The sequence below is a fragment of the Formosa sp. Hel1_33_131 genome, from assembly GCF_001735745.1.
GTDB lineage: Bacteria > Bacteroidota > Bacteroidia > Flavobacteriales > Flavobacteriaceae > Hel1-33-131.
In genome coordinates this window covers 105,638-125,521 of record NZ_CP017260.1, presented here as the reverse complement: position 1 = coordinate 125,521, position 19,884 = coordinate 105,638, and the positions used below count along the sequence as shown (strand labels likewise).

Genomic DNA, 19,884 nt, shown 5'->3' with positions numbered 1-19,884 from the left:
GTCACATGTTAAAAGTCTTTCAACATCTTTTACAAAACCGATTTTCTTTTTTAAAAGAAGCTCCTTTGTTGCTCGCAGTTTCAGGGGGATTGGACAGTATGGTATTGACTGATTTATGTGTGAATTCAGGTTTAAATATTGCGTTGGCACATTGTAACTTTAAGTTAAGAGCTGATGAAAGTGATGCCGATGAACGCTTTATTAAAGACTTTTCAAAAACTCATAATTTAGAAGTTTTCACTACTCATTTTGATACTGAAGCGTTTGCACAGACTAGTAAGCAATCCATCCAAATGGCAGCACGTCAATTGCGCTATGAATGGTTTGATTCTCTGCAAAAGCAACATGAGTTTGAATATGTTTTAACCGCTCACCATGCCGATGATAATTTAGAAACCGTTCTCATCAACTTATCTCGTGGTACGGGATTGGAAGGACTGATGGGGATTCCTGAAATTAACGGGTCTGTAGTACGTCCATTGTTAGAATTATCGAGAGATCAGATTCATGATTTTGCAGTTCAAGAAAAGATTTCTTGGCGTGAGGATAGCTCAAATAAAAGCACAAAATATCTGCGTAATAATTTACGCCATACCATCATTCCACTTTTGAAAGACTTGAACCCTTCCTTTATTGAAAGTTTTCAAACCACTCAAAATCATTTGAAGGATACACAATCCATTTTGGAAGATTATATGTTAGAAATAGAGGACAAGGTGATTGAATCCATTGATGAAAATCAAATTGTCTATAATATAGACCAACTCCAATCCTTAAACAATCCTAAAGCGTATTTATACCAGTTGTTAAAAACGTATAATTTCTCCGATTGGTCACAAATCACAGCACTTTTAGAGGCGCAGTCTGGAAAACAGATTACGTCTTCTACCCATCGTTTACTAAAAAACAGATCACAATTAATTTTAAGTAAACTGAACTCATTTTCGGAAGTGTCAATTTTAATTGAGGCCACAGAAACAAATATTTCTATTCCAGACCAACCGTTTGATTTAAAGTTAGAAATCACCACTTCTATCGGGTCATCTTCTAAAGACGTTTTGTATTTGGATTTTGAATCCTTAGAATTCCCTTTACGATTGAGTCACTGGAAGTCGGGAGATTATTTTTATCCCTCTGGCATGAGCGGAAAAAAGAAATTAAGTAAGTATTTTAAAGATGAAAAATTCTCTTTAATAGATAAAGAAAACACTCTCGTCATGTATAGTGGCGATGCAGTTGTTTGGATTGTTGGCAGGCGTGCAGACCAACGTTTTTTAGCAACCGAAAAGAGCCCTAAAATTTTAAAACTATCAATCGAACGCAATGCCTATAGTTAAAAGTAATTTCAAAGCGCATTTCGGGTTTCGAAGTGGATTTATAGCTACCGTCTATTCGGGGCTGATACGGCGTTTGAAAATCAAGCAATTTAGAGAACGCATCACTTTAAGGGATGATGACTTTATTGATTTGGATTGGAGTTACAGTCCAACGCCCTCAAAATCGGTGATTATCCTATTTCATGGTTTGGAAGGACATGGACAACGCCCCTATATCACAGGAGCCGCATTGCACTTTAATGAACAAAATATCGATGCGATTTGTGTTAATTTCCGCTGTTGTAGTGGCGAATTAAATAAGTATTATACAAGCTACCATTCAGGTAAAACAGACGATATAGAGGATCTTATTCAACATGTAATCTCACTGGATAAATACGACTCTATTTTCCTAAAAGGCATCAGTCTTGGGGGGAATATTTTGTTGAAATATTTAGGTGATGGAACGGTTGTTCCGCCGCAAGTCAAAGCAGCAATGGCAGTGTCTGTGCCTTGCGATTTATCAGGGTCGGCGAAAGCCTTACACGCCTTAAAAAACTTACCTTACCATATCAATTTCAAATGGGGATTGATCCAACGTTTGAAGTTAAAACAAAAGCAATTTCCGGAAGCGATTACTAAAGCCAAAATTAGAAGCATCAAAACACTCAACGATTTTGATGAAGTCTATACCTCTCGAGCACATGGATTTGAAAACGCACAAGACTATTATAAAAAATGCAGCAGTTTGCAGTTTTTGAATGCCATCAAAACACCTGTCTTGATTTTAAATGCGCTAAACGATTCGTTTTTATCGGAAGCCTGTTTCCCATTTGAGGAAGCTGAAAAGAATCCAAATGTGTATTTAGAAACGCCCAATCGTGGTGGACACGTTGGGTTTATCAGTCGGAATGGGTATTATTATAATGAAACGCGTGCGTTAGAATTCTTTTTAGAAACTAAGTAAGGTCTTGTAAATTTTATCCATTGGAAAGCCCATTACATTAAAATAGGAACCTTCAATTTTAGTAACCCCAATCTGTCCAATCCAATCTTGAATGCCGTAAGCCCCCGCTTTATCAAGCACTTTAAAATTATCGATATAATACCATATTTCGGCGTCGCTCAGTTCTTTAAACGTCACTTTGGTAATCGAATTGATGGTTTTTTGTGATACTGTAGATTTAAAACATACCGACGTAATCACCTCATGTGTACGACCACTTAATATTTTTAGCATTTCAAAAGCATCGTTGTTGTCTTTTGGTTTTCCGAGGGCTTGATTGTCAAACCACACAATGGTATCACTTGTAATAAGAATGTCATTCGGGTTCAATTCCTCTAAAAACGGCATTGATTTAAGTTGCGCCAAATAATCAGATATTTCAAAATGTCGAAGCCTGTGAGGGTATTCTTCTTTTACTGATTTGATTCGGATTTCAAAATCCAGTCCGAGTCCTTTGATCAATTCCTGTCTTCTAGGGGATGAAGAGGCTAAGATGATGTGTTTAGATTTTAAAAGGTCTGCGAGCATAGTTTATAGATTAATCATATCGAGCATCAAATGCTTTCATCCATTGGCCTTGTACTTTCAGAACTTGTTCAATAATATCACGAGCTGATCCATCGCCCCCATTTTTATGTGAGATGTATTTTGATACTGCTTTCACTTCTGGAACTGCATCTTGCGGACAGGTAGGAAGTCCAACGAGTTTCATCGGTGGAATGTCTGGAATATCATCACCCATATAGACTGCGTTTTCGGCTTTCAATTGATGCTTGTCAAACAATTCCTTGAGATGCACAACCTTATCATGCGCTCCTAAACTAATTTCTTGAACACCCAAGCCTTCCAGGCGTTTGCGAACTCCTTCGTTTTTTCCACCTGAAATAATGCAAACTAAAAAGCCAGCATCGACCGCCGTTTTTAAGGCAAATCCATCTCTAGTACTCATCTTACGAAGCATTTCACCTTCGGAAGTCACTAAGACCGAGGAATCGGTGAGGACGCCATCGACATCAAAAATAAACGCCTTAATATCTTTTAAGTATTCTTTATAACTTTTTGAATCCATGTGTATTTTTTATTGATTGTGTAAGTTGCTCATAAATTGATTGGTATTCGGGGTGGCTTTCTAAAGTTCTCAAATGTTGATTAATGGTCACGCGGTCGTTGCGTTTTGCAGGCCCCGTTTGTGCAGCGTAAGGAGATATGTATTGTACTTTTTTGGCAGTCTCTAAAATTAACGGTTTTAAAACATCAAAATTAATACTTTTAAAATCGGACAACTCGTGTGCAATTCGATACAATTGATTGGAGAAATTATTGATAAACACCGCCGATAAATGCAAAGCTTGACGTTGCTCGGTATTGATCATATAAGATGGACTTCCCATTTCAATGGCTAAGTTTTTAAGAAATTTTGAATCTTCTTTTTCCATTGTTTCAATGCAGAATGGAACGTCTGAAAACGCGACTTCTGAAGTCAACGAAAATGTTTGAAGCGGGTAAAAAACACCTCTTCGGAGTTTCATGTCTAACTGTTTCATCGCCACACTTCCAGAAGTATGAACCACCAACCGATTTTCAAAAGGGAGTTGTTTGGACAGATCGGAAACGGCTTTATCACTCACGGCAATGATGTACACATCCGCTAGTTTTAAATGCTCTAAATCATGACACAATTCAACGTCTTTGATCGGTGACTTGACTCCTTTCGGATCTCGACAATACCATTGAACCAAACTCAAGTTTTCTGCGGTTTGAATTGCCTTGACCAAGTGCGTTCCTACATTTCCAGCTCCTAAAATTACGACAGATATCATTTAGCTAAAATAAACAAGTAATCGGTCATTTGAAAGTTTAAAGAACCCAATGCCAATTTTTTATTTAAATTACTGTTAAAACCGATAAACATAAATGACTTTTTCTATTAATATAAGTACCTTTGCAACTCAATAAAACGAGCCAATTTAGGATGCTAAAAAAACTAACAAATATACTTTTTTCTACCCGCTTAACAGGGACATTATTCATCGTTTTTGCCATTTCCATGGCGGTAGGAACGTTTATGGATCAGGGGCAAAGTACCTCTCCAACCCCGTACTCCCGAACATTGATTTACAATGCGCTTTGGTTTGAAGCGATCATGGTGGTGTTTATCATCAATTTTGCAGGAAATATTTTTAGATACCGACTGTTGAGAAAAGAAAAATGGGCAACGCTAACACTTCATTTATCGTTTATATTTATTTTGTTTGGAGCATTTTTGACACGTTACCACGGATTTGAGGGCATGATGTCCATCAGAGAAGGAGCGACTGAAAGTACATTTTTATCTCAAAAAACATATTTAACAACGTATATTGATGGTGATTTTGAAATCAACGGGCAGCTTCAGCGTCGTGTTCATGAAGATGAAGTCGATTTTTCTCCTCGCCTTACAAATAAATACATTCTTAAAACTTCTTACGATACAACGCCTATTACCATTGAATTGGTTGATTTTATTGGAGGTGCAGAAGAAGACATTGTCCCCACTGATGATGGCGAATACTACCTGAAAATTGTAGAAGCGGGCGATGGTGCCCCGCACAACCACTTTCTGAAATTGGGACAAGTGAGCAGCATTCACAATGTGTTGTATGCGCTTAATAAACCCACAGACGGCGCGATTAATATTACCTATTCAGAAACGGAATTGACCATACAATCTCCTTATGAAGGAGAATATATGACCATGGCGACTAGAGTTCAAGGGCGTTTGGTAAAAGACAGTATTCAGCCACTCGCATTGCGCTCGCGTTATATTATCGGAAATCAAGCGATTGTGTTTCCAAAACCGGTGGTCAAAGGTGCGTTTGATGTCGTAAAAAAATCGAGATTGCTTAAAGGGGACGAAGATGGTATTGCCTTGAAAATATCGGCTAATGGCAGCACCAAAATTTTGAAATTGCTAGGAGGGAAGGGCTCTAACAATCCGTTTAAAGATATTGAAGTGGGCGGTTTGGAATTTAATTTTAAATATGGATCGAAGCTTTTAGACCTTCCTTTTGAAATTAAACTCAATGATTTTATAGCGGAACGCTATCCCGGTACCGAAAAAAGCTATGCCTCTTTTGAAAGTAAAGTCACTGTTTTGGAGGCTCAAGAAGAAGATTTCGATTTTCACATTTATATGAACAATATTTTGGACCACCGTGGTTATAAGTTTTTTCAAGCCAGTTTTGATCCGGATGAAAAAGGAACCATTTTATCTGTCAATCATGATTATTGGGGGACTTGGTTTACCTATTTGGGCTACTATTTATTGTATTTTGGTTTGATGGCGATCTTGTTATCAAAACATGCACGTATGGAATCCTTGCGCAATCAACTCGATAAAATCAAGAAAAAGAAATCGAAATTAGCGATGCTAGTTTTGTTTCTAATGTCCTTTAATGGGGTTGCACAAACGTCGCACGGATCGGATCATGAAAATTTACGTCCGAGCACCATACAATTAGATTCCATTTTAAAACTGAATATCACACCAGTTAGTCAGGCAGATCGGTTTGGGCATTTGGTCATTCAAGATACGGATGGACGGATGAAACCCGTAAACACTTATGCTTCAGAATTGCTTCGGAAACTGAGCAAAAAAGATGTATATAAAGATTTTGATGCCAATCAAGTGTTTTTATCAATGCAAGAAAGTCCACAACTCTGGTACAATGTTCCAATTATTTTCTTAAAAGCTAAAAAGGCAGATACCATTCGGACCATTTTGGGCTTAGAAAAAACTGCTAAATATGCGGCTTTGGTGGACTTTTTAGACCCTAAATTAAATTATAAATTAGGACCTTATTTGGATGAAGCTTACAGTGCGCAGGTGCCTACAGCCATTCAAAAAATATTTAAAGATACAGATCAACGTGTGAGTTTATTATTTAATACTCTAGATGGAAGCGGCTTGCGTTTATTTCCAATTCCAGACGATGAAAACAATAAATGGGTCTCTTCAAATGAGTTTAGAGAAGGCGCCTACCAGCTACAAGATTCTCTTTATGGCAATTTCATCAAAACAGGGTTTATGGCGTATATGGCCACCTTACAAAATGACAAGGTTTTAAAAACGGATTTTTCTAAAAGCCAACAATTATTAGATGCGATTAAGAAAACGCAAATAAAATTTGGGGGTGATACCACGATTTCTGAAGATAAAATTGCAACCGAAATTCTATACAACCGCTATGATATTTTCAAAAAACTATTCGAGTATTATATGTATGCAGGTGTTTTGATGTTTTTATTGTTGATTGTTCAGATTTTTAAAGACCGCAGTAAGTACATAAACGTCTCTGTTAAAGTTTTTAAATACGCTATTTTAGGATTGTTTGCACTGCATACTGCTGGGCTTATTGTGCGTTGGTATATTTCTGGTCATGCCCCTTGGAGTGACGCCTATGAATCTATGATTTATGTGGCTTGGGCTACGATGGCTTTTGGAGTGATGTTAGGAGTTAAAAGCGATTTGACCTTTGCATCCACCGCTTTTGTGACCGCTATGATTTTGATGATTGCACACTGGAATTGGATGGATCCTTCCATCGGAAACCTGCAGCCCGTCTTAGACAGTTATTGGTTAATGATTCACGTGGCCATCATTGTAGGAAGTTATGGTCCCTTAACATTAGGGATGATTTTAGGGTTAATCACACTCTTATTGATGATTCTAACGACTTCGAAAAACAAGGAAAAGATGGCGTTAAACATCAAGGAATTGACCATTATTAATGAGATGGCGTTGACCGTTGGATTGGTAATGCTTACCATTGGAAATTTCTTAGGGGGTATGTGGGCCAATGAAAGTTGGGGACGCTATTGGGGTTGGGACCCCAAAGAAACGTGGGCACTGATCAGTATTATGATTTATGCGTTTGTGATTCACATGCGTTTGATTCCTGGATTGCGAAGTCGTTTTGGATTTAGTCTGGCTTCTGTTTTAGCCTTTGGAAGTATTATGATGACGTATTTTGGAGTGAATTTTTACCTTGCCGGATTGCATTCCTACGCAAAAGACGATCAAGAAATTAGCGTTACGTATATCGTAACCTCACTTATTGTAATCACGATCATCGCTGTGTTTGCCTACCGAAAACACTTGAAATATTTCAAGAAATAAAGCTAGTCAAAAATAGATTTAATTTTATCGAATTTAATGTCATTGTAATCTGATACTAGCATATCGGCTCTGGTATAGTCCTGATCTTTAGAATTTGCGCTTTTGTAAGCTATACAAAAGATGTTGGCGTCTTTTGCGGCAATGATTCCATTGGTAGAGTCTTCAATCACAAAACACTCTGAAGAAGAGACCCCAGCAGCTTTGGCAGCATTACTAAATATTTCGGGATGTGGCTTGGACGCTTTTAAATCGGCACCGCTCAACTTGTCTTTAAAATAGAGATCCAACTTAAAACGTTTCATCACATTATTGATGGTAAACATAGACGCCGAGGAAGCAACTACTAACGTTAATCCGTTGGCATGGTAATCTTTGATCAGATCTTCGACACCCTCAAGCAGTTGCAAATCTGGATCTTCAAAAAATAATTTCGTAAAATACGCCCGTTTGCCTTTTTCTAAAACAATCGGTAGTAGCGTTAAATCAAAGTGCTTGCAAAGAAACTCACAGATGCCTCTTGTGGACTGTCCCGTAAAACTTCGGTACATCGTTTCAGACACATCGATTCCCACATCATCAAACATCATTTTATAAGCTTTATGGTGTAATGGTTCGGTATCTACAATGACGCCATCCATATCAAAAAGTACTGCTTTTAACATCCTTATTTTTTTTACGAAGATAATAAATAGAGCCAATTAGATTTTAGAAATAAACGGATAATAAAACATTGGTACTTTATAAAACTGTTTGTAGCAAAAGAGAAAAGTAAAAACGATTTAATTGTAGTGTTAACGGTTAGGCTAAGCGTAGTGTTGGGAGAAAATAGAACAATCTCTCTCAGTTTACCACATAGCCAAATGTTTTACTTTGTTTTTAAATTTACTCGTTTCTAAAACAAATCAAAGATATGGCGGCACTATTTCTTGCAATACCTACTCATCCAGCACTCTCCCCACATTACGTTTAGGTGGTATTATGCATTCGCTCTTTCTGAATTCTCATTCTTTAATAACCATTCAAAAACATTCTTATGGACAATACCATTTCGATTCTGCGGAAAAGATTCTGTTGAAAGCAAATACTTTGGATAATTATCTTTAACCTTTTCTAAAGATGCAAATTCACGTTTCTCAGTCTCAGGATTAGAAACCTCCCACGCAACTTGGTAATATTCAATATCGCCATTTCGATTCTTTGCAATAAAATCTACTTCTGCATTACGCAAAGTCCCAGTCCATATTTTGTAGCCTCTTCTTAGCAATTCAAGATATACAATGTTTTCAAGAATATGTCCTTTATCTGACGTTCTATCTCGACCTACTAAGACATTTAAAAGACCTAAGTCAACAAGGTAGTATTTTTCCTGTGTTGCAAGTTGTTTCTTCCCTTTAATATCAAAACGATGCACACAGTAAAAAACAAAACTATGTACTAAATAATTGATAAACTTCTCGACTGTTGCATGATGTACACTTTGATTATCAGCTTTTAATGCTTTTGATATACTACTGGGCGATACTTGATTTCCAATATTTGAGGCTACAAATCTTATAACATTATTAAAAGCTCGTTTATCATTAATCTTATGTCTTTGTGTGATGTCTTTTTCAATAATTGTAGTGTATACAGCTTCAAGATATTCGTATATTTTGTCATAACCTTCATCTCGCAATTCAACCCCTTTAGGCAATGAGGTTTCATTAATGAAATCAAAAAATAAAGCCTCGTAATTTAGATACTTATTACTATAATCAATCTCCCTAATTTTCAAGTATTCCGAAAATGAAAATGGCAATATCGAAATTTCAATATACCTGCCGCTTAATAAGGTTGCCAATTCGCTTGAAAGTAAATATGCATTTGAACCTGTTATGTACACATCGACATTTTCATTAACATATAGCCCATCAACTAACTTCTCAAAATTTGGAATATTTTGAACTTCATCAAGGAATATATAATTATTTTTATCTTCTTTTAATTTTGATTTTATGTCAAAATATATGGTTTCCCACGTTTTATTAAGAAAGTTCTCGGGTAATTCAAAATTATATAACTGTGTCTGTTCTTGACTTACACCAAGTTCAATTAAGTCATTTCGGTACAATTCAAATAGTGTAGATTTTCCAGAACGACGTAAACCCGTAACTACTTTGATTATATCCTTATCTCTGTAAGCCTGTAGTTTGTCAATGTATTCTTGTCTATATACTAATTTTTTCATAAAGCAAAGATATAAATAATTATCAAAACATTCATATCTTGCAGGTTTTGATAATTTACGCTTCGTTTTTCGAGTGATGCATAACTAGTATATATACGCACTCCTTTCGATAGACTCAAGGAACGTGCGTTTATTTCTTTTATACGTTTTCAGTTTATTATATTCTTAATATACTGTTTATCAACGTGTTGATTGTCTATAATTGCATTCATAGTATTTTTTATTTTTGCAAGAGGTTTATTACGCACATGCTTATAAATTCGTGCTACTGCCACGCTTTGGCGTGGTAGTTTATAAAACCTATTTCAATAAAATAATATCTAAAACTTCGGTTAAATTGCGTATTGAAGATTTAGATTTGGGGGCATCCATGCTCAAATTTACAGAATTTTTTGAGATAATAAAAAAATCATGCGAATTTTAATCGAACAATCTAGAATTTCAAATTGAACTCATTAGATTTTAGAAATAAACAGAGAATAAATAACAAATTTTTTATACATTAGATTTAAATAAATGACACCAATGAATTTTTTAAAAAAACTTGGACTCACTAATATGTTATTGCTCGGCTTGTGTGCAATCATTATCTGTGTTTCCGAATACTTGTTTATGACAGGCGATGAGTTACATGGTATTTTTGTAGGGATCTGGGCACCAATGCTTCTAGGTTTAATGATATTCTTTAAACTCTTCCGTCTTGACCGCTAACTCCATCGTCCTCTCATTTTCTATTTTTGTATCTGTATGCGTTGTGATATGGGCTGTTGTTTTAATAAAACAATTTAACGATATTGGAAAAAAATAATAAGACCCTTAATCAATCCTTATGAGCTCTAAAAAACTAGGTTTAAACACTATTTGCACCCATTCAGGGTCCATCGAAGACAAAACCTTTCAAGGGAGTGTGTCGCCACTGTATATGTCAACGTCTTTTAATTTTATGGATGTTGATACCAAGCGCTATCCACGATATTTTAATACGCCAAACCAAGAACATCTATCAAAAAAAATTGCGGCTTTAGAACATGCGGAAGCAGCCTTGATTTTTGGTTCTGGAATGGCAGCAATTTCTGCAACTCTTTTAACCTTTTTAAAATCGGGAGACCATGCAGTGATTCAAAATGATATTTATGGGGGAACGCGTAATTTTATAGAGTCGCATTTCGCGAATTACGGCATAGAATATAGCTTTACGAAAGATTTATCTTACAAGGCATTTGAAGATTGTATTCAATCGAATACCAAATTAATTTATATAGAAACGCCTTCCAATCCACTCATGAAGTTAGTGGATATATTTGCGATTGCGAAATTGGCTAAAAATCATAAGATCATTACAGCTGCAGACAATACATTTGCGTCTCCAATCATTCAAAATCCGATTGATTTAGGGATTGATATTGTGATGCACAGTGCTACTAAATACTTTGGAGGACACAGCGACATTAGTGCTGGTGCGGTGGCTTCCTCTCAAGAAATTATGGATAAAATCTGGAGTCTAGCAAAAGATTTTGGAGGGAACCTGAGTGATTATACCGTTTGGTTGCTCGAAAGAAGTATGAAAACCTTGGGCATTCGTGTGAAAGCACAACAACGCAATGCGAAACGTTTGGCTAAATTTTTAGAAAAACATTCCGCTGTAAAAACAGTCTATTATCCCGGACTAAAATCCAATGAGTATCACAGCTTGGCTAAAATTCAGATGAAAGGGTATGGCGCTATGCTTTCTTTTGAACTTACAGATAAGTACGATGCTGAAAAATTCTTAGAAGCCTTGACACTCATCAAACCTTCTATGAGTTTGGCAGGCGTGGAAAGCACCATGTTATTGCCATCAAAAACTTCCCATGCATTACTCTCTGAATTTGATCGTGCGACACAAGGTATTACGGATCAATTGATTCGTTTTTCTGTAGGCATTGAAACTAAGAAAGATTTAATTGAAGATATAGAGCAGGCCATTTCTGCGAGCAATCCTAAAAAATAACTTTATGAAAATTGATATCCTTGCTTTTGGTGCCCATCCGGACGATGTAGAATTGAGCTGTGGCGGTACAATTTTTAAAGAAATTCAAAACGGAAAAACCGTTGGGATTATAGATCTCTCAAAAGGGGAGTTAGGAACAAGGGGCACTGCCGAGACTCGAAAGGTGGAAGCTGCCAATGCGGCTGAGATATTAGGCGTGTCGTTTAGAGAAAACCTGAATTTTTCGGATGGATTTATAATGAATGATAAAGCCCACCAACTAGAAATCATAAAAACAATACGTCAATACCGTCCCGAAATTGTGTTGTGCAATGCTGTTGATGACCGCCATACAGACCACGGAAAGGCAAGTCAGCTCGTCAGTGATGCTTGTTTTTTAAGCGGATTGGTGAAAATTGAGACCCATTCTGATGGAAAAAAGGATTTACAAGCGCCTTGGCGTCCAAAATCTGTTTACCATTATATACAATGGAAAACCCTTCAACCTGATTTTGTCGTGGATATTAGTTCGCAAATTGAACAGAAAATGGCTTCAGTTTTAGCCTATGCAACCCAATTCTATGACCCTAAGAGTCAGGCTCCTGAAACACCAATTTCTTCAAAAAACTTTGTAGATAGTATCCGTTACAGAGCCGCCGATCTCGGTCGTTTGGTAGGGGTGGACTATGCCGAAGGATTTAATGTAGAACGCCTTCCAGCAATAGATTCGTTATTTGACTTAAAATAATATAAAAAAAGGTTTGTATAAAATACTAAATACTATACATTTGCAACGCATTATTTGAATGCCAAACGGTGGTTGTAGCTCAGCTGGTTAGAGCACTGGTTTGTGGTACCAGGGGTCGCCGGTTCGAACCCGGTCTTCCACCCAAAAAGCAAAAGCTTCTCTAAATTTTAGAGAAGCTTTTTTTGTACACTTAATTTTGGTTTGTTTTACTCCACAGCCTTATCAACTCTAACGGCGTCTTCTCTATTGGCCAATTCCCAAGCCGTATGAAACACCAAGCGCGTTCTGTTCTCTAATAAATCGTATTCAATCTTATCTGGTGTATCTGTTGCCTTGTGGTAATCGGCATGGGTTCCATTAAAATAAAATATAATCGGAATGTTGTTTTTAGCAAAATTATAATGATCCGATCGGTAATAAAAACGATTGGGATCGTTCTCGTCATTATAAGTATAGTCCAATTCAATATTGGTGTATTTTGTATTCATTTCCTCAGATAGGTTGTGAAGATCGGTACTTAACTTATCACTTCCAATAAGGTAGATATAATTGCGTTTTCCTTCGGTTCTTTTGGGGTCGGTACGTCCAATCATGTCAATGTTTAAGTTGGAAACAGTCTGCGCTAAAGGCACAATTGGATCGTAATCCGTATAATACTGTGAACCTAACAATCCTTTTTCTTCGCCTGTCACATGTAAGAATATCACAGAACGCTTAGGTCCTTGACCTTTTTCTTGAGCTGCTTTAAAAGCTTCAGCGATTTCCAAAATAGCAACCGTACCAGAGCCATCATCATCCGCTCCGTTAAAAACTTCGCCGTCGTGCATGCCAACATGGTCTAAATGCGCAGAAAGAATGATGTATTCATCAGGTTTTTCGCTTCCTTTAATCATGGCGGCGACATTCTCAGAAATAATAGGTTCACTGACTTGTTTAAAATCGATTTCAATTGTGTTCGTTTTTAATAAAACGGCACCCATTGCTTCGCTCACTAGGAAGCCATACATGGGTTCTTCGTTGACATCTAAGGCCAAATTACTTTCACCTCCACGTTCGTCACGTGCTTGGTAATAGTTTGCATAGCGTTTAAACATCGCATCGTTAATCAGAAAGAAGGCTTTAGCTCCCAATTCTTTGGCGGTATTTTGTTTTGATCGCATTGCTTGACGTCCATTAGACCACTTAGAAATTTCATCAGTACCACTCATAAGATAGGTGCCATCTTCATTTTTTGGTTCGCCTGCAATAGCCACTACAATTTTATTGGTCACATCCATGTCTTTATAGTCATTATAAAGTGCATCTTTAATTCCATAACCAACCACAACAATATCACTTGCGTTGATGACGCTTGATTTTGCATCGGTAATGCTTATAAAATCTTGATAATATTCAAATGAAGTCTCATCTATATTTATAGATACTTTTGGAGTTTCTACCAATACTAAAGGCACATTTTGAAAATAATCTCCATCAGCCTTGGCTGCAGCGATTCCTAGATTTGTATAGCTATTCTTTAGATACTCTATAGCTATTTTTTGTCCTTTGGTCCCTGTTTCTCTCCCTTCAAATTCATCAGAAGCATAGGTGTAGAGTTTTTCTTTTAATTCTTCTGCTGTGATGCTAGAAGCAAAGGTCTCTTGGTTTTGAGCCTGACCAATGTTTTGGTTTGCTATCAATATAAATAGTAATAGCGTGATTTTAAGTTTCATAGAGTTGTATTAATGAAATGAATATTTATACAACGATATTACAAAAATTATAGTAACATTTAATTGATTTTAGCATTTTTTATACTTTTTAACCGTTTTTGATGATGGCAACTTCCATCTTAAAAGTACTTTAAAGTGTATGATTTTTACGATTAAAGTAAAAATCAATAGGTTTTGAATATTATTTTTGTTTAAATTTGCAACTTATATCTTAAACAAAATAATGATTATGAAAAAATTAATTACTTTATTATCTCTTGCCGTTGTAGGATTTACATTCGGTCAAGAAGAAGAGCCAAAATTGACTTTTAGTGGGTCGGTTGATGCTTATTACAGAGCAAATTTAGATGCTCCAAATGACGAAAATGCAATTGCACCAGGGTCTTCATTTGCAAACCTTTCAGGGTTTTCATTAGGAATGGCAAATATTGTTGCAAGCTATGAAGCTTCTAACGTTGGAGTTGTTGCTGATTTGGTTTTTGGACCCAGAGGAACGGATGCTGTTTTTGCATCTCCAATGAATTCAAGTTCTGCGAACGTTATCAATCAATTGTATGCCTACTGGAATGTAAGCGAAAAGGTGACCTTGACAATGGGTAATTTCAATACTTTTTTAGGGTATGAAGTTATTTCTCCTGTTGGAAACTTTAACTACAGTACGTCGTATTTATTTTCTTACGGACCGTTCAGTCATACAGGAATAAAAGCTGATTTTGATTTCGGTGATGATTTGACTTTAATGGCTGCTATTATGAATCCTACAGATTTAACTGAGTACAATCCTACAGGCGATTATGCAGTAGGTGTTCAGCTTGGGTACAAAGGACAGTACTTAAATTACTTAGCGTCTCAAGATTCTTTTGAAGTTGATTTCACAGGTGGAATTGATATTTCTGAGTCTTTTTTCTTAGGAATTAACGCTGCTTATTTTGATGCTACGGATGATATTGATATCGACACAAGTTTTGCAGGTGTTGCATTGTATCCTCAAGTTTCGACTTCAGATAAGTTTTCTGTAGGTTTAAGAGCTGAGTACTTTGTTGAAACTGAAGGTGGTGCTGGTGGTATTGGCGCTTATGATTTCAAAGGCGATGCAGATGTATTTGCAGTAACTTTAACAGGAAATTATTCAGTAGGTAACTTAATGATCAAGCCAGAATTTAGATTGGATTCAGCAAGTGAAGAAGCTACTTTTATGGACAATGATTTAATGCCTTCAAACAGCTTATCATCATTTGTATTAGCAGCGGTTTATTCGTTCTAACAAACATTTTATAATTTTTAAAAGGAGCCTTACGGGCTCCTTTTTTTGTTTAAATTTTTAAAACATTCACTTAAACAGTTTTTCAGAACTAAGTCCTCACATCTGTTGAGGGCTTTTTTATATATGATATTTTATAATATATTTGGCGAATTATTAATCATATAAACCCAAAACTATTATGAAAAAATTATTATTAACAGCTGTAGCTGTATTCGCTTTAACAACTGTTACTGCACAAACTGAAAAAGGAAGTTTATTAATTGAAACGAACATTGCCAATCAAATGGTGGGAACCACATCATTTTCACTTCTTTCTGCTGATGGAGAAATTGTATATTCATTAGGACTTGATGGCGGTTATTTTATCATGGATGACCTTGCAATTAAAGTAGGGTTGGGGTATGCCTCTAATTCTGTAACAGACGAAAATGTTTTTTCTTACCGTTTAGGAGCAAAGTATTACTTGATGAGTAAAATTCCTTTAACTCTTGATTATACTGGAGCTATAATTAAAGATTATGACGAAAACCCTTCATGGGTCGGCTTAGGAGCTGGTTATGCAATTTTCTTAGGGTCAAATGTCTCTATTGAACCTGGTTTGCGTTACAATGTATCTATGAACGACAAATTTTCTAAAGAAAATTTAATTCAACTTAACATTGGTTTTGCGTTACATTTTTAATATTCAATAGTTAAACAAAAAAAAGAAGCCTTAGGCTTCTTTTTTTTGTTTATAACTTAACTGTAATTACTTAAACAATAATTTTAAAGCTGTATTGGATCAAACTAATTAGAATACACGTGGCGTCAAAGGAAAAGAATACACTTCAGAGTTCTTAAACTTTAGGTTTTACTGAGTATAATCAGTATATCTATAGAGGTTTGTCGTATTATTCCCCCGAGAGCCAATCTACAATATATATTAATAAAATGTAATTATTTTCAATATTTTTGAATTTTAGAATTGTATCTTTAATTATTTTGTTTAATTTTACATTATTAATAATAAACTAAAATTAAAATTATGAAAAAATTATTACTTACGGCAGTACTAGCTTTGTTTTTAACAAACACAATGTCTGCTCAAGACTCTAAAGGGTATGTAGGTGTATCAATTGGTGCAGCGATTCCACAAGGAGATTTAGCTGACACAGCTAAAACAGGTTTAGACTTAGGCCTTATCAATGCAGGTTACCGTTTCAATGAAACATGGGGAGCAACTGTAAACTGGGGTGCTACTGGTCATGCTTTAGAAGGTACTGATGATGGTAGTATTGGAGTTGGATATTTTGCTGTAGGTCCAATGATTTCTTTTGGTGACTTTGACTTCAAACCTCAATATGCTTTTTCTTCTGCGACTATCGATTCAGGAGGAGCAGAACTTGATGTTGATATGGAATCTGCTTGGATCATTGGCGCAACTTACAACTACTCTCTTGGGGATAACTGGGGTTTAGCTGCTAATTTAGATTACTTTACTTTCACAGTAGAAGACGCTGATGACTCTGAGTCAATCATGAAGTTTTCTGTTGGAGTTCAGTACAAGTTCTAAGAAAACATTCTTAAATACTTTAAATCAAAGAGGAAGCGTCGCTTCCTCTTTTTTTATACCATAACTTTTGTATTTTTGTGGAATGAACCGAGCATGTTAAAAACAATGTAATTCAAGAGAATGAATGACAGCGAACACATATGACGGATAAAAAAACAATAAGAAAGACATATGAAAAAAATCATTATCATCAATGGCCCTAACTTAAATTTATTAGGCAAACGTGAGCCCGGTATTTATGGCGCTCAATCATTTGAAGACTTTTATACAGATTTAAAAACTAAATATGAAGGGTTTGAATTATCATATTTTCAATCCAATATAGAAGGGGAGTTGATTGATAAAATTCAAGAAGTTGGGTTTTCTTTCGATGGTATTATTTTAAATGCAGCGGCTTATACCCACACATCTGTTGGAATCGGAGATGCCATCAAAGCCATTGAAACCCCAGTCATCGAAGTGCATATCTCCAATACCTTTGCTAGAGAAGAGTTCAGGCATCAATCTTATATATCTCCAAACGCCAAAGGAGTGATCCTAGGGTTTGGTTTGCAAAGCTACGAGCTCGCATTACAAAGTTTCTTATAACAAAAAAGACGGTCTTTTCAGATCGTCTTTAATTTATAATATGTGCGTTGTGTTTATATATGAATCACTTCGCCATAAGCATCTGCTACAGCTTCCATTACTGCCTCACTCATTGTAGGGTGTGGGTGAATTGTTTTTAAAACTTCATGGCCAGTGGTTTCAAGTTTTCGACCTAAGACCGCTTCTGCAATCATATCCGTGACGCCGGTACCAATCATATGGCATCCTAACCACTCGCCATATTTGGCATCAAAAATCACTTTTACAAACCCTTCTTTATGTCCGCCAGCACTTGCTTTTCCTGAAGCAGAAAATGGAAATTTTCCAACTTTAATATCAATGCCTTTGTCTTTTGCTTGGGCTTCTGTCAGTCCAACACTTGCGATTTCTGGAGTACAATAGGTACAGCCTGGAATGTTTCCGTAATCAATAGCTTCTACATGTTGCCCCGCAATTTTTTCGACACATAAAATGCCTTCGGCAGAAGCAACGTGCGCGAGGGCAGGCCCCGGCGTTACATCGCCAATTGCATAATAGCCTGGGATGTTTGTTTGGTAAAAATCATTGACTAATATTTTATCTCTATCGACTACAATACCAACATCTTCTAAACCAATATTTTCAATGTTTGTTTTGATTCCAACGGCAGATAACACCATATCAGCTTCTAAAACTTCTTCTCCTTTTTTTGTTTTGATCGTCGCTTTGACCCCTTCACCAGAAGTATCAACAGAAGTGACTTCCGTAGATGTTAAAACCTTAATCCCACTTTTCTTAAACGAACGTTCTAGTTGTTTAGAAACATCTTCATCTTCGACAGGTACAATGCGAGGTAAATACTCAACAACCGTAACATCCGTTCCCATGGAATTATAGAAATAAGCAAATTCAACGCCTATGGCACCAGAGCCTACAATTATTAATTTTTTGGGTTGTTTCTCTAAAGTCATTGCTTTTCGGTAGCCAATTACTTTTTCACCATCTTGTGGTAAATTAGGCAATTCACGCGAGCGTGCTCCTGTAGCAATGATGATATGATCCGCACTGTATTCAGTACCATCAACATCGACTTTTTTCCCTGGCTTTAAAGTTCCATAACCAGAAATGACATCGATTTTATTTTTTTTCATTAAGAACTGAACGCCTTTACTCATGCCATCGGCTACATTTCGACTTCGGTTGACAACCGCATCAAAATCTTTATCAAATTCTTTGACCGTCAAGCCGTAATCATTGGCATGTTTAAGGTATTCAAATACTTGTGCAGACTTTAAAAGTGCTTTGGTAGGAATACACCCCCAGTTGAGACAAACGCCTCCTAAACTTTCCTTCTCAATGACTGCAGTTTTAAGACCTAATTGAGAAGCTCTTATTGCTGTAACGTAACCTCCGGGGCCACTTCCTAAAACGATAACATCGTATTTGCTCATAAAATCGGTATTTTGAATTGGTTTCAAGCTGCAAATTTACAAAACCTAATTGTAATATTAAAGGTCTTCAGTAAAATGTGTTTTGCTTTTTTCTTTTGAAAATTTTGAAGCATTAAAATCTCCAGAGGTTCCTTTAGGAATTGACAAGCATTGCCAGTCCGTATTTTTGATAAGTTTTCCAATAAAAACGAGTTGCCCCATATGATAGGCATAATGGGCTAACTGCCTGTTTAAGGCTTCTTGGACTGTGTGTCCCTGATTTCGGATGTAGATTATGGTATTTAAATCTTTTTCAACCAACTGATTAAAAGTGTTGAAAAAACAATCCCATCCTTTGTTCCAATGTTCCAAAATAGTTTCTTTATCCCAAGTATCATTGTTAAATTCTTGATCTCTATTTCGCCATGATTTTTCGCCATCCTCATTGAAAATATTTGTCCACCTCGAAAGCATATTTCCAGAAAGATGTTTGACAATTGTAGCCACGGAATTACTCTCTTCGTTTAGAGTCCAATTCAATTCGGCATCCGAAAGTTGTCCAATGGTTTTTTCACCTAGAGATTTATAGTAGTTAAATTCTTTAGATACACTTTCTAGGGTTGTGATTTTGTTTTTCAAATCTGTTATGAATTGATTTTTATTATGAAATGAATTTAGAAATTTTTCGACATTTATATGTAGGTTTTGTATATCGCAAAGATATTTACAAAAAGCAGAAAAAGTAATAAATACAACCACCCTAATTTTGCGATCTTTGTATTCATCATATAAATACCGTAAAAAGGGTAGTAGTCTATTTTAGCTTATCCTACGATAATCAACAATTTAAACGATTAATTAATTTACAATAGAAATGCTTCTCAGCTTTTGTAGTTTTGCTGTAATTTTATATTAAAGAACTTATTGTTTGTCGA

General features: G+C 36.0%; 17 protein-coding genes and 1 tRNA gene. 10 read left to right on the top strand and 8 right to left on the bottom strand.

Annotation, left to right across the window (positions count from 1 at the left end; translation table 11 throughout):
• Positions 1-5 precede the first annotated feature (5 nt).
• Both tilS and FORMB_RS00590 read left to right on the top strand, forming a co-directional pair.
• Positions 6-1,337, top strand: a complete 1,332-nt coding sequence (tilS, locus tag FORMB_RS00595) for a tRNA lysidine(34) synthetase TilS (protein ID WP_069675606.1) — start codon at positions 6-8, stop codon at positions 1,335-1,337.
• Entirely contained in the window at positions 1,324-2,283 is a 960-nt protein-coding gene (locus FORMB_RS00590; RefSeq protein ID WP_069675605.1) for a YheT family hydrolase, read from the top strand. Before tilS ends, FORMB_RS00590 begins: the two co-directional genes overlap by 14 nt.
• Here the strand turns inward: FORMB_RS00590 and FORMB_RS00585 are convergent.
• From FORMB_RS00585 to FORMB_RS00575, 3 genes are read right to left on the bottom strand one after another with little or no spacing between them, the layout of a single operon-like run.
• Positions 2,269-2,850 (bottom strand): Maf-like protein, encoded by a 582-nt coding sequence (locus FORMB_RS00585; protein WP_069675604.1) that lies wholly within the window; start codon positions 2,848-2,850, stop codon positions 2,269-2,271. The genes FORMB_RS00590 and FORMB_RS00585 overlap by 15 nt on opposite strands.
• A 10-nt stretch (positions 2,851-2,860) precedes the next feature.
• Complete coding sequence (locus FORMB_RS00580; protein WP_069675603.1) at positions 2,861-3,391, bottom strand: KdsC family phosphatase; 531 nt, start codon at positions 3,389-3,391, stop codon at positions 2,861-2,863.
• Positions 3,372-4,142 carry a Rossmann-like and DUF2520 domain-containing protein gene (locus tag FORMB_RS00575; RefSeq protein WP_069675602.1) on the bottom strand — a complete coding sequence of 257 codons (771 nt, stop codon included), beginning with the start codon at positions 4,140-4,142 and terminating at the stop codon, positions 3,372-3,374. Before FORMB_RS00575 ends, FORMB_RS00580 begins: the two co-directional genes overlap by 20 nt.
• 152 nt (positions 4,143-4,294) lie before the next feature.
• Here FORMB_RS00575 and ccsA point away from each other — a divergent pair, with 152 nt between their 5' ends.
• Complete coding sequence (gene ccsA, locus FORMB_RS00570; protein WP_069675601.1) at positions 4,295-7,480, top strand: cytochrome c biogenesis protein; 3,186 nt, start codon at positions 4,295-4,297, stop codon at positions 7,478-7,480.
• A 2-nt stretch (positions 7,481-7,482) separates the two neighbouring features.
• Here the strand turns inward: ccsA and FORMB_RS00565 are convergent, their stop codons facing one another.
• Entirely contained in the window at positions 7,483-8,142 is a 660-nt protein-coding gene (locus FORMB_RS00565) for an HAD family hydrolase (protein ID WP_069675600.1), read from the bottom strand.
• A 314-nt stretch (positions 8,143-8,456) separates the two neighbouring features.
• Positions 8,457-9,707 carry an ATP-binding protein gene (locus FORMB_RS00560; RefSeq protein WP_069675599.1) on the bottom strand — a complete coding sequence of 417 codons (1,251 nt, stop codon included), beginning with the start codon at positions 9,705-9,707 and terminating at the stop codon, positions 8,457-8,459.
• Positions 9,708-10,536: 829 nt separating this feature from the next.
• Here FORMB_RS00560 and FORMB_RS00545 point away from each other — a divergent pair.
• From FORMB_RS00545 to FORMB_RS00535, 3 genes are all read left to right on the top strand, one after another.
• On the top strand, positions 10,537-11,697 hold the full coding sequence (locus tag FORMB_RS00545) for a trans-sulfuration enzyme family protein (RefSeq protein WP_069675597.1): 1,161 nt from the start codon (positions 10,537-10,539) through the stop codon (positions 11,695-11,697).
• A gap of 4 nt (positions 11,698-11,701) precedes the next feature.
• Positions 11,702-12,424 carry a bacillithiol biosynthesis deacetylase BshB1 gene (bshB1, locus tag FORMB_RS00540; protein ID WP_069675596.1) on the top strand — a complete coding sequence of 241 codons (723 nt, stop codon included), beginning with the start codon at positions 11,702-11,704 and terminating at the stop codon, positions 12,422-12,424.
• Between the two features lie 67 nt (positions 12,425-12,491).
• Positions 12,492-12,567: transfer RNA gene (locus tag FORMB_RS00535), tRNA-His, on the top strand.
• 63 nt (positions 12,568-12,630) lie between these two features.
• Here the strand turns inward: FORMB_RS00535 and FORMB_RS00530 are convergent.
• The gene (locus tag FORMB_RS00530) at positions 12,631-14,136 is read right to left on the bottom strand and encodes a M28 family peptidase (RefSeq protein ID WP_069675595.1); all 1,506 of its coding nucleotides are present in this window, start codon (positions 14,134-14,136) and stop codon (positions 12,631-12,633) included.
• A gap of 229 nt (positions 14,137-14,365) precedes the next feature.
• Between FORMB_RS00530 and FORMB_RS00525 the strand changes: the two genes are divergently transcribed.
• The 4 genes from FORMB_RS00525 (at position 14,366) to aroQ (ending at position 17,540) form a co-directional block, all read left to right on the top strand.
• Positions 14,366-15,400 carry a porin gene (locus tag FORMB_RS00525; protein ID WP_069677844.1) on the top strand — a complete coding sequence of 345 codons (1,035 nt, stop codon included), beginning with the start codon at positions 14,366-14,368 and terminating at the stop codon, positions 15,398-15,400.
• A 178-nt stretch (positions 15,401-15,578) separates the two neighbouring features.
• Complete coding sequence (locus FORMB_RS00520) at positions 15,579-16,082, top strand: hypothetical protein (protein ID WP_069675594.1); 504 nt, start codon at positions 15,579-15,581, stop codon at positions 16,080-16,082.
• 342 nt (positions 16,083-16,424) lie between these two features.
• Positions 16,425-16,952 carry an outer membrane beta-barrel protein gene (locus tag FORMB_RS00515; protein ID WP_069675593.1) on the top strand — a complete coding sequence of 176 codons (528 nt, stop codon included), beginning with the start codon at positions 16,425-16,427 and terminating at the stop codon, positions 16,950-16,952.
• A gap of 171 nt (positions 16,953-17,123) precedes the next feature.
• A complete protein-coding gene (gene aroQ, locus FORMB_RS00510; RefSeq protein WP_069675592.1) occupies positions 17,124-17,540 on the top strand; it encodes a type II 3-dehydroquinate dehydratase in 417 nt (138 codons plus the stop codon).
• 53 nt (positions 17,541-17,593) lie between these two features.
• Here aroQ and lpdA read toward each other — a convergent pair whose 3' ends face one another.
• Complete coding sequence (gene lpdA / locus FORMB_RS00505; protein WP_069677843.1) at positions 17,594-18,970, bottom strand: dihydrolipoyl dehydrogenase; 1,377 nt, start codon at positions 18,968-18,970, stop codon at positions 17,594-17,596.
• 57 nt (positions 18,971-19,027) lie between these two features.
• On the bottom strand, positions 19,028-19,588 hold the full coding sequence (locus FORMB_RS00500) for a DUF1572 family protein (RefSeq protein ID WP_069677842.1): 561 nt from the start codon (positions 19,586-19,588) through the stop codon (positions 19,028-19,030).
• Positions 19,589-19,884 lie beyond the last annotated feature (296 nt).